The organism is Paractinoplanes atraurantiacus (assembly GCF_900215205.1).
In the GTDB taxonomy this organism is placed as follows: domain Bacteria; phylum Actinomycetota; class Actinomycetes; order Mycobacteriales; family Micromonosporaceae; genus Actinoplanes; species Actinoplanes atraurantiacus.
The window spans coordinates 128440-138103 of record NZ_OBDY01000011.1 but is presented as its reverse complement, the minus strand read 5'-3'; the positions used below and the strand labels follow the sequence as shown (position 1 = coordinate 138103).

Sequence of the window (9664 nt, the reverse complement as noted above, 5' to 3'; positions counted from 1 at the left end):
TCAGGCGGGCCGATTCGCTTTGTACGCGGCCAGGGTGTCGACGCTCGCCTTGGTGAGCCCGTCCGGCAGCTCGGCCAGCCGGAACCAGCCGATCTCGGTGCACTTCTCCGGCTCTTTGATCTCAGGAACGCCGCCCCGGTGCAGCGCGACGAAGCTCGGAGACACCCAGTGCTGCCCCTCCTCCGGCAGAAGATGGTCGGAGACGCCGAGCAGCCCCACGACCTCGACGGCCATGCCGTACTCCTCCTGGAACTCCCGCACCACGGCGTCGGCCAGCCGCTCCCCGAAATCGACCATGCCGCCGGGGAACTCCCAGAGGCCGGCCTCGTTACGAGCCTTCGGCCCGCGCTTGGCGAGGAAAACGCGCCCTTGTTCGTCGAAGACCATCGCGCCCACGCCGACGCCGATGAAGTCGTGACCCGGCCTCATGTCATCGCCGGCAGCAGGACGAGGGCCGCACCAACCCACATGAAACCCACAGAACCGAGAATGAACAGCACGATGTACGTCTCGTACCAGCGCCAGAAGTTCTTCGGATCCGGCGGCTTGCGATAGCCGGGCCGCACCGCCTCCTCGGTCAGCTCACACTCCTCACGCCGGTAGTCGAGCCAGGTCAGCACCCCGACCACGATGAGCAGTATCGTGAAGGCCGCGATGACGGTGACGAGAAGCAGAATCGCCACGATCCCGATCTGCGCGATCTCCCGCTCGATCTTCCAGTCGTCATAGCGTACGAAGAGGGCGAGCGCCGCCCCGACGAGAACCGTGGCCAGCGTCTGGTAAATGGCGAGAAACCGATAAACGTTCTCGTTGACGGTGTGCAATTGCTGGAGAAGGTATTTGTAGCGCTCGACCTCGAACGCCTGCGCCCGATCGATGCCCGGCTGCGTCACCGCGACCACCACCAACCTTTCTTGTCCTGCCGCAGATAGGCCTCGGGCGGCGGCGCCGGCACCCGTCCGCCCCGCACCACCCGGTCGAGGGCGGCATTCAGCTCCGACACGTCCTCCAGGTGCGTGGCCACCCGGAGAACTCGCTGGAAGAGGGCGGGAAAATGTTCGGCCAGGGCGCCGGCGTTCGCCGTCAGCCACTGGGTCAGTGGGTGCCGCGCGTTCATCATTCGGCTCGCGCGCGCCAGTCGGGCAGAACCCGAGAAGGGCACCGCGAACATCGGCGCGAAGGCGTCGGCGCCCGGCAGGTGCTGCGGAGCGGAATCGGATCGGACCGTCAACATGGCGATGTCCACGTCGGGAACGCATTCGACGTCGACGTGGAAATGCAGGACGGCGGCGGCGATGACGTCGTCGAAGGGAAAACGCGGTCGGCCGTTCACCTTTCGCGGGTCCGGCGGGAGGAGCAGAACCATCGCCTCCTTTCCCGCGCGGAAATCGGCGCGGAGCTGATCGGCGCTGCGGCCGCGGAACTCGGCGAGCCGTTCCGATCGCCAGGATCCGTCGCGCAGGAGCCGATCGGCTCGCAGAGCGGCGACCGTGTAGGGCTCGGCCGGCGACGGCCCGGCCAGCTCGACGCAGCTGTCGCGGGCGATGGCCCTCGCCAGGTCCGCGTGGCCGGCGACCGCCTTCCGCAGGGCCCGGCGGGTGGCCAGCTGAACGGCGGAGTGGACGGGAAACGGGATGGCGCGGATCGTCGATCGGGAGACGGTCAGGTCCGGCCTCAGCTCTCCCGAGAGGTCGAGATAGCCGTACAGCATGTTCGACACCTCGCCTCCTTCCAGCAGATCCTGGCGGTCGGAGAGGCCGGGGAGAGCGATGCCGTTGTACCCCCACGGTGTTCTCCGCTCGGCGGCCCCCGCGGCGCTCGCGCCACCGGGGAGATCCGACAGGGCGATGGCGGTCCTCGATCGCCGGCGGCCCCGGCGGTAATGCGTCACGTGGACATGGGTCGTGGCCATGTCCCTCTCCTCGAACAGGTGCGGGCGCCCGATCGCGAAGAAGGTGCCCTCCTCCTCGCGGTCCCGTTTCAGGAGCGTGTAGAGGAGCAGCTGACCGTTGATCTCGTCGCATTCCCCGTCGCGGGTGAGGTCCAGCGGGATGGCCGCCAGCCGCAGCCCGCCGAGCTCGGCGCCGGGTTCGGCTGTGCCGCCGGCGTCCAGGTCGGCGATCTGGGCCCGGTCGAGCATCGGTTCGGTGATCAGCCGTTCGGTCGGCTCGTTGGCCAGGCGGCCGTTGAGCGTGACCGGCACGGGCGGCGCGAACAGGTAAGTGGGCACCCGCGCGAGCAGATCGCCGAGCAGGAGACCGGTCTGGTCGGGGTCGATGCGCACGGCGACGCTCGTGCCGGGGGAGCGGGGGAAGGCCGGCCCTGATCCGGACGGTCCGGGCATCGGGCGGCCCGTCATGCCCTGCTCCTGGACGACGAAGTAGTCGTGGCGCCGGTTGATGGACAGGCGGACCGCCTTGCCACCGCGGGCCGGGCGCGATGTCACCTCGACCCGGTCGCCGGCCATGAAGCACGACAGGACGCCGATGCCGAAGCGGCTGATCACGCCGAACGGGCGGTCCGCGCGCCCGCTGCGGGTCATCGCCGCCTGGAACTCGGCCGACTGGTAGAAGGACCGGCCGACGCGCAGGAAGTATCCGCGCAGGGCGGCTTCGTCCATGCCGATGCCGTCGTCGTCCACCCGCAGCCAGAGGTAACCGCCGTCGTCCTCCCAGCACGAGACCCGCACGCCGCTCGACTCGTGGCCGAACAGGTGCTCGCGGGCCCGGACCGCGTCGAGCGCGTTCTGGAGCAGCTCGCGGACGAAGGCACACGGGTCGTCGTAGAGCTGTTCGCCGGTGAACAGCTCCAGCACCGCCGCGCGGTCGAGCTCGAACCGGAACTCGCCGTACTTGTAGCCGTCACCGCGGATGCCGGCCGTGTCGATCTCGGCCGGCAAGGGGACGCCGCGCCAGCGCTCGTCGCAGAAGTCGGCCACGATGCGGCACTGGAGCAGCTCGTCCTCGATGACCTTCAGGAAGGCCCGCAGATGATGTTCGTCGCCGGGATCGGCGGACTCGGCGCTGAACTGGAGCGTGTAGTTCGGCCGGGGCGCCGGCGGGAACTCGAAGCCGCGTGAGGCCAGGTGCTTGTGCCACTCGCGGTCGCTGGTGGCCACCTCCGGCGACGTGTGCGCGGCCAGGCCCAGGTGCTCGTAGATGACCCGCGGGGCCCGCGTGTCGTCGAGGTCGAGGATGTCGGCCAGGCGGAGCATGATCGCGCAGAAGCGCAGGTCGGCCTGGTAGAGGAAGTCGGTGCGGAAGCGCGGCTCGTGCAGGGCGGCCGCGGGCTCGTTGTGGCTACGGCAGATCAGTTCCAGCTGGTCGATGATCGATTTGCCCTCCCACTGGAGGAGCCGGCGATCGCAACGGTCGAGGTGGAGCCGGGCCCGGTCGGCGTGCCGGGAGCGGCAGTACTGCTCGATCACGGCCTCGGGCGGCTTGCCGCCGTTGCGCTGGGTCGCGACATACGCCTCGTCGTGACCGTCGAGGAACGCCTGGAACTCGTCCTCCTCCCCGATCGCGGCGATCTCGGAGGGGCTGTAGGCCATGCCCGCGTCGTGGAAGTAGGCGGCCAGGATCAGCAGCGCCGCCTCCAGGCCCGTCATCCGGTCGAGGCGGGGCGCGGCCAGCCGGCCCATCAGGCGGATCACGTTCTCGGCGTGCCGCTCGTCGTGCATCGTGTAGGCCGGGAACGTCTCCCGTACGAGCTTGAGCAGCTCCCGGGCGTACGACACCAGGTCCTTGACGTTGGCCCGGTCGCGGTCCGACGCCTTCGCCCGCAGCACATCGCCCAGCGGGCCCCAGTCGCCCACGCGGCCTCCTTCGGGTAGGAACACGGCAATACGGACTGTAGTGCTCGCATCGCTGGAGGACGATGGCCGAACGGTCTGCGGCGTACACGTGAGTGGGCTTCGGCCGGGCCGATAAGCTTCAAGCGCGGTCGTCGAAGCCCGCGCAGGTGGCGCAGCGCGCCTGGGAGACCCCCGGGGACCCTCGCCGCCCGACATACGTAGTTCATCCCGGCGACGGGGGTCGGCCGCCAGGCCGATGAGGAAGAGAGACTAGCCTGATGGCCGTGACACGCCGCGTAAAAATCGTCTGCACCATGGGGCCCGCGACCGCTTCCCCCGAGCGCATGCTCGGCCTCGTCGAAGCCGGCATGGACGTGGCCCGCATGAACTTCAGCCACGGCAGCCATGAGGACCACCAGAAGGTGTACGACCTCGTGCGCAGCACCGCCGAGCAAACCGGCCGGGCCGTGGCGGTCCTCGCCGACCTGCAGGGCCCGAAGATCCGCCTCGGCAAGTTCGCCGACGGCCCGCACGTCTGGAACACCGGTGACCTCGTCACCATCACCAGCGACGACATCCTCGGCACGGCCGACCGCGTCTCCTGCACCTACAAGAAGCTTCCGCAGGAGGTGAAGAGCGGCGACCGTCTGCTGATCGACGACGGCAAGGTCGCCATCCAGGTCACCGCCGTCGAGGGCAACGACATCCGCTGCCTGGTCGTCGAGGGCGGCCCGGTCAGCAACAACAAGGGCGTCTCGCTGCCCAACGTCGCCGTCAGCGTTCCCGCCCTGAGCGACAAGGACGCCGAGGACCTGCGCTTCGCCCTCGGGCTCGGCTGCGACCTGGTCGCGCTGTCGTTCGTGCGCTCGCCCGACGACATCAAGCTCGTCCACGAGATCATGGCCGAGGAGGGCCGGATCGTCCCGGTCATCGCCAAGGTCGAGAAGCCCGAGGCGGTCGAGCACCTCGAGGCCATCGTGCTCGCCTTCGACGGCGTCATGGTCGCCCGCGGTGACCTCGGCGTCGAGCTCCCGCTCGACCAGGTGCCGCTGGTGCAGAAACGCGCCGTGCAGCTCTGCCGGGAGAACGCCAAGCCGGTCATCGTCGCCACCCAGATGCTCGACTCGATGATCGAGAACTCGCGCCCGACCCGCGCCGAGGCCTCCGACGTCGCCAACGCGGTGCTCGACGGCACCGACGCGGTCATGCTCTCCGGCGAGACGTCGGTCGGCAAGTACCCGGTGCTCACCGTCAGCACCATGGCCAAGATCGTCAGCACGACCGAGGCCGGCTCCATCCCGGTCCCGCGCCTGCAGCACGACCCGCGCACCCACGGCGGCGCGCTGACCGTGGCCGCCTCCCAGATCGCGCGGAACATCGGCGCCAAGGCCCTGGTCGCGTTCTCCCAGACCGGCGACACGGTGCGGCGCCTCTCGCGCCTGCACTGCGAGCTTCCGCTGTACGCCTTCACCCCGGTCCCCGAGGTGCGCAACCAGCTGGCCGTGGCCTGGGGCGTCGAGACGTTCCTGACCGACTTCGTCCAGCACACCGACGACATGTTCCGTCAGGTCGACGCCAAGATGCTCGGCCTCGGCCTGGCCAAGCCCGGCGACTACGTGGTCGTCGTGGCCGGCTCCCCGCCGAACGCGCCCGGCTCCACCAACACCCTGCGCGTGCACCGGCTCGGCGACCTCGTCGACCCCGCCTCGCTGTGACCCAGCCGCTCAGCGGACAGGCCGCCGTCGACCAGCTGCTCGAGATCCTCGACCTCGAGCAGCTGGACGACGCGACCTTCCAGGGCTCGAGCCCGCAGACCGGGGCCCAGCGGGTGTTCGGCGGTCAGGTCGCGGGCCAGGCCCTGGTCGCCGCCGGGCGCACCGTGGACCCCTCGCGCACGGTCCACTCGCTGCACGGCTACTTCGTGCGGCCGGGTGACCCGACCGAGCCGATCCGGTTCACGGTCGAGACGATCCGCGACGGGCGCTCGTTCTCGGTGCGCCGCTCCACGGCCCAGCAGCACGGCAAGACGATCTTCTTCATGTCGGCCTCCTTCCAGGTCCGCGAGGAAGGGCTCGACCACCACACGCCGCCGCCGGACGGCGTGCCCGGCCCGGACGACGTGCAGACGATGGCCGACTGGGTCCGCCGGTACCCGTCGCGGCGGGGTGCGTTCGCGGCGGCGCCGCAGTCGGTCGACGTGCGCTACGTCAACACGCCGGGCTGGGTGCCGCCGGGGGACCGGGCCGCCACCGAGCAGCAGCGGGTCTGGATGCGCATCGACGGCAAGCTGCCGGACGACCCGCTGATCCACGCGTGCGCGCTGACCTACGCGTCGGACATGTCGCTGCTCGACTCGGTGCTGTCGGTGCACGGCGAGGTGTGGGGTCCCGGCGGGGTCATCGGGGCCAGCCTCGACCACGCGCTGTGGTTCCACCGGCCGTTCCGGGCCGACGAGTGGTTCCTGTACGACTGCACGAGCCCTTCCGCCAGCGGCAGCCGCGGCCTGGCCAGCGGGCGCATGTTCACCCGCGACGGCCGGCACATCGCCAGCGCCGTCCAGGAGGGCCTGCTGCGCCGCATCGGCGAGCGGGCGTAGCGGCCCCCATGTGAGCGGACGCCCCGCCCGGCGGGGATCCCGGCCCGGCGACTGGCCGACTGACGGATCCCGGCCCGGCGGGGCGAGGGAGACTGGCTTTCAGCGGCGCCGCTCACCCTCCGCCATGCTCTCCGGGGTGTCCGGCACGGCCGGAATGTCCCGGTCCGGCGGCAGCCGGTGTGCCGCCGCGGCCGTACCCGTCACACCCGCCTCCGCGATCTTCGCGTCCAGATCGCGCGTGGTGCTGACAACCTCCTCGTGGAAGGTCCGCGCATCGGCGTCCACCGCCCGATGCCGCGCCCTCGGCTTCTCCGGCGCGTCCTCGAAGTCGGTCAGACCCGCCGAATAGCCGGCCACACCCTCTTCGCGCTCCGGAGACAACTTCAGGACGTCCGGCCGTACGGCGGAAACCTCCCTCAACCGCAACGACGTCACCAGATCGGCGATCGCGCGCAACATCGCCAGCCCACCCAGCGTGACGATCACCGGATCGGCCGCGCGGGACAGCGGGCTCGACGCGAAGAAGCCGAGACCGGCCTGCGCCACACCCAGGGACAACATCAGGCCCCAGGTACGGTCGGCGCCCCGGTTCATCGTCGCCACGGCCACGTCGACCGCGCCCCGCACCATGAGGAACCAGCCGATCAGCGACGCCGGCGTCGTGTAGGTCGCGTCCCGGTCCAGCAGGACGATCACGCCGGTGGCCGTGAACAGCGCCGCCATCGACGCGTTCAACCACCACGTCCGCGTGCCGGCCAAAGCCCGTACGGCCTCGCACAGAGCCCCGAAGAAGATGACCGGGCCGGCCACGCTCACCACGTCCGCCGGCTCCAGGCGCATCACGCTCCAGCCGATCGCCAGCCACGCCACCCCGGCGAACATCAGAAAACCCCACATGCTGTTCCGCATGACCGTCAGGGGCGAGGAACCGGACCACAACATGAGGCCTCCAGCCGAACGTGTCCGAACCATGACAACATCCGCCGCCCCACCCCACCTGCGGTTCAGCCGGATTCACAGCCCGCTCCCGGCCGGGGCGCATCGATCGCGGCCGTCCTGGGTATCAACGGCACGCCCCCACCCCCCGGAGACCCCGTGCCCGACGATCCCCTGGCCGAAGCCCTGCGCGCCGCCCGCGACGGCGACCGCCGGGGCTTCGCCACCCTGTGGCGCGGCCTGCACCCCGGCGTCCTGCGCTACCTGCGCGTCATCGCCGGCGACCACGCCGAGGACGCCGCCAGCGAGACCTGGCTGCAGGTCATCCGCGACCTCGACCGGTTCGACGGCGACCTCGCCGCCTTCCGCGGCTGGCTCTTCCGGATCGCCCGCAACCGGGGCCTCGACACGGTGCGCCGCCGGCCCACCCCGCCCCTGCCCGCCGCCGCCTCGGCCTCCGACGCGGCCACCCTCACCCTCGAGAACGACGGCACCGCCTGGGCCGTCGCCCTCATCGCCGAACTGCCCATCGACCAGGCCGAAGCCGTGATGCTCCGCGTCGTGATCGGCCTCGACGTCGCCACCACCGCCGACATTCTCGGCAAAAGACCTGGTGCCGTACGGATCGCCGCCATGCGCGGGCTCAGGCGCCTCGCCACCCACCCCGATGTCCGCGACCGCACCCAGCCCAGCCGGCAGGGGGTGTAACGGAATGCGGCACCTGCGCGCTCTCCTTCATGCGATGCGTAAGCGGAGAAGCACCGACACTGACCTCGCGGTCGGTGATCCCGGCCTGCGCCGCCTGATCGAAGCGGCACGAGCCCCGGCCACCGCCTCGGAGCTCAGCGGCGAGAAACAAATGGTCGACGCCTTCACCGCCGAACGCAAACGTGCTGCCCGCGCCGCACGCCGTCGTCGTCGACCGGCGAGGATCCGGGCCGTGCTCGTGCCCGTCACGGCCGGTCTGGCTCTCCTGCTCCTCACCGGAACCGCCGTGGCCGCCCGCACCGGCAACCTCCCCCAGGAAGCCCAGCAGCACGCGCACCGCCTGTTCTCGGCGCTGGGCGTACCTGCGCCGAGAACAGGCACCCCGTCCCCACGGGAGTCCGGATCCCCGTCCGGGCCGGCCCCGACGCCGGACCTCGCCGCCTTCACCCGCTGCGAGGCCTGGCGCGGCGCCGCACCGCTGAGCAGCCACGACCGCCGCACCCTGATCGCCGCCGCCGGCGGCGAACACGCCATCGGCCGCTACTGCGAAAAGGTAAGACAGTCAGCGTCGTCACCCGCAAAGACGGCGCCCCCACCGGCCGCGCCTTCAGCCGGCACACCCTCACCGGCAGTGCCGTCACCGGGGGTGCCGTCGCCGGGGACACCTTCGCCAGGGACACCTTCACCGGCAGGTCCACCGTCGAGCGAGCCGCCGCCGAAACCCAGCGGCCCCGCGCACAGCGGCACTCAACCACCGAAATCAGGGCGAGCCACCCCACCGTCCATCGCGACGACAAAGCCCGCCAAGCAGCAGCCGAAGGCCACCATCCCGCCGCGACCGTCAGTAGCCGCCGCACCGACCCGAGTCACGCCGAGTGGCCGACCGTCATGACACCGCGCGCTGGGCTTGAGCACTCAACCACCAACGGTCACCACTTCGGCCCGACAAATTCGTCCAGCCGGGCCACCGCCTCGCGACGCGCCACCGACAACGTGTTGGGCCGCGACATCCGCCAGCTGATGTCGAGCTTGTCGAGCGATTGCTGGCAGAGTCGCATGATGTCGCGGGACTCGTTGACGAACTGGTACCGGGTATAGGCATATTCCTTCCCATTTCGCTCGACAGTATTGAGGAAGCGGCAGCCGTCTGAATGGAAGAGGCCGCGAAGAAATCTCTCCGGCCGCCTGTCGATCACTTCACGCTGCCAAGTCGTCAATTCGATCTTGCGGCCGTGCTTCACGCCAGGGCCATGCTGGGGGAAGAGGCAGGGCCAATGGGTCCAATGCGCCCGAACGCTCACGCATCCCGTCCGCTCCTGATATCCCACCGTCTTGGCGCCGCACGACTCCATCGCGGAGGACACCTCGTGGATGAGCCCGGGGTAGCGCAGATCGCAGGCGACCGTCAGGAGGGGCACCCGCTGAGTCATCAGCAGATGACCGTCGCCGAGATATTGGCCGAGCAGGTAGACATACGCCGAAGGGTCATCGACCCTGCGAGTGGGCCGGTCGCAGCGTGGACACCGGTTGTCGATCTTCGTTGCCGAACGGCTCCGGTTGTAGAGCCAGCAGGCGACAGTGTTCCGCGACAGCCGAGCCGCCGATATATCGCGGAGAAGGGCACGCCGGCG

At 70.3% G+C, this 9664-nt stretch carries 8 protein-coding genes; 3 read left to right on the top strand and 5 right to left on the bottom strand.

The window, feature by feature from the left end:
- The 3 genes from CRP55_RS24675 to CRP55_RS24665 are packed head-to-tail and all read right to left on the bottom strand — an operon-like array spanning position 1 to position 3814.
- Positions 1 to 429 carry an NUDIX domain-containing protein gene (locus CRP55_RS24675; protein WP_097322493.1) on the bottom strand — a complete coding sequence of 143 codons (429 nt, stop codon included), beginning with the start codon at positions 427 to 429 and terminating at the stop codon, positions 1 to 3.
- The gene (locus tag CRP55_RS24670) at positions 426 to 905 is read right to left on the bottom strand and encodes a hypothetical protein (protein ID WP_218854694.1); all 480 of its coding nucleotides are present in this window, start codon (positions 903 to 905) and stop codon (positions 426 to 428) included. Before CRP55_RS24670 ends, CRP55_RS24675 begins: the two co-directional genes overlap by 4 nt.
- Positions 890 to 3814 (bottom strand): HD domain-containing protein, encoded by a 2925-nt coding sequence (locus CRP55_RS24665; RefSeq protein WP_097322492.1) that lies wholly within the window; start codon positions 3812 to 3814, stop codon positions 890 to 892. The genes CRP55_RS24670 and CRP55_RS24665 overlap by 16 nt, the downstream gene beginning before the upstream one ends.
- A gap of 257 nt (positions 3815 to 4071) precedes the next feature.
- Here CRP55_RS24665 and pyk point away from each other — a divergent pair, with 257 nt between their 5' ends.
- A complete protein-coding gene (pyk, locus tag CRP55_RS24660) occupies positions 4072 to 5508 on the top strand; it encodes a pyruvate kinase (RefSeq protein ID WP_097322491.1) in 1437 nt (478 codons plus the stop codon).
- On the top strand, positions 5505 to 6389 hold the full coding sequence (locus CRP55_RS24655; protein ID WP_097322490.1) for an acyl-CoA thioesterase: 885 nt from the start codon (positions 5505 to 5507) through the stop codon (positions 6387 to 6389). Before pyk ends, CRP55_RS24655 begins: the two co-directional genes overlap by 4 nt.
- A 99-nt stretch (positions 6390 to 6488) precedes the next feature.
- Here the strand turns inward: CRP55_RS24655 and CRP55_RS24650 are convergent, their stop codons facing one another.
- Positions 6489 to 7298, bottom strand: a complete 810-nt coding sequence (locus CRP55_RS24650; RefSeq protein WP_245923350.1) for a hypothetical protein — start codon at positions 7296 to 7298, stop codon at positions 6489 to 6491.
- Between the two features lie 186 nt (positions 7299 to 7484).
- Here CRP55_RS24650 and CRP55_RS24645 point away from each other — a divergent pair, with 186 nt between their 5' ends.
- Positions 7485 to 8033 carry an RNA polymerase sigma factor gene (locus tag CRP55_RS24645; protein ID WP_097322489.1) on the top strand — a complete coding sequence of 183 codons (549 nt, stop codon included), beginning with the start codon at positions 7485 to 7487 and terminating at the stop codon, positions 8031 to 8033.
- Positions 8034 to 8962: 929 nt separating this feature from the next.
- Here CRP55_RS24645 and CRP55_RS24640 read toward each other — a convergent pair.
- Positions 8963 to 9463, bottom strand: coding sequence for a hypothetical protein (locus CRP55_RS24640; RefSeq protein ID WP_245923349.1), 501 nt, complete (start codon positions 9461 to 9463; stop codon positions 8963 to 8965).
- Positions 9464 to 9664 lie beyond the last annotated feature (201 nt).

Bases quoted from the DNA above. Each gene is read 5' to 3' on its own strand.
- CRP55_RS24675 (WP_097322493.1), bottom strand. From the start codon at position 429: ATGAGGCCGGGTCACGACTTCATCGGCGTCGGCGTGGGCGCGATGGTC.
- pyk (WP_097322491.1), top strand. From the start codon at position 4,072: ATGGCCGTGACACGCCGCGTAAAAATCGTCTGCACCATGGGGCCCGCG.
- CRP55_RS24650 (WP_245923350.1), bottom strand. From the start codon at position 7,298: ATGCGGAACAGCATGTGGGGTTTTCTGATGTTCGCCGGGGTGGCGTGG.
- CRP55_RS24640 (WP_245923349.1), bottom strand. From the start codon at position 9,463: ATGACTCAGCGGGTGCCCCTCCTGACGGTCGCCTGCGATCTGCGCTAC.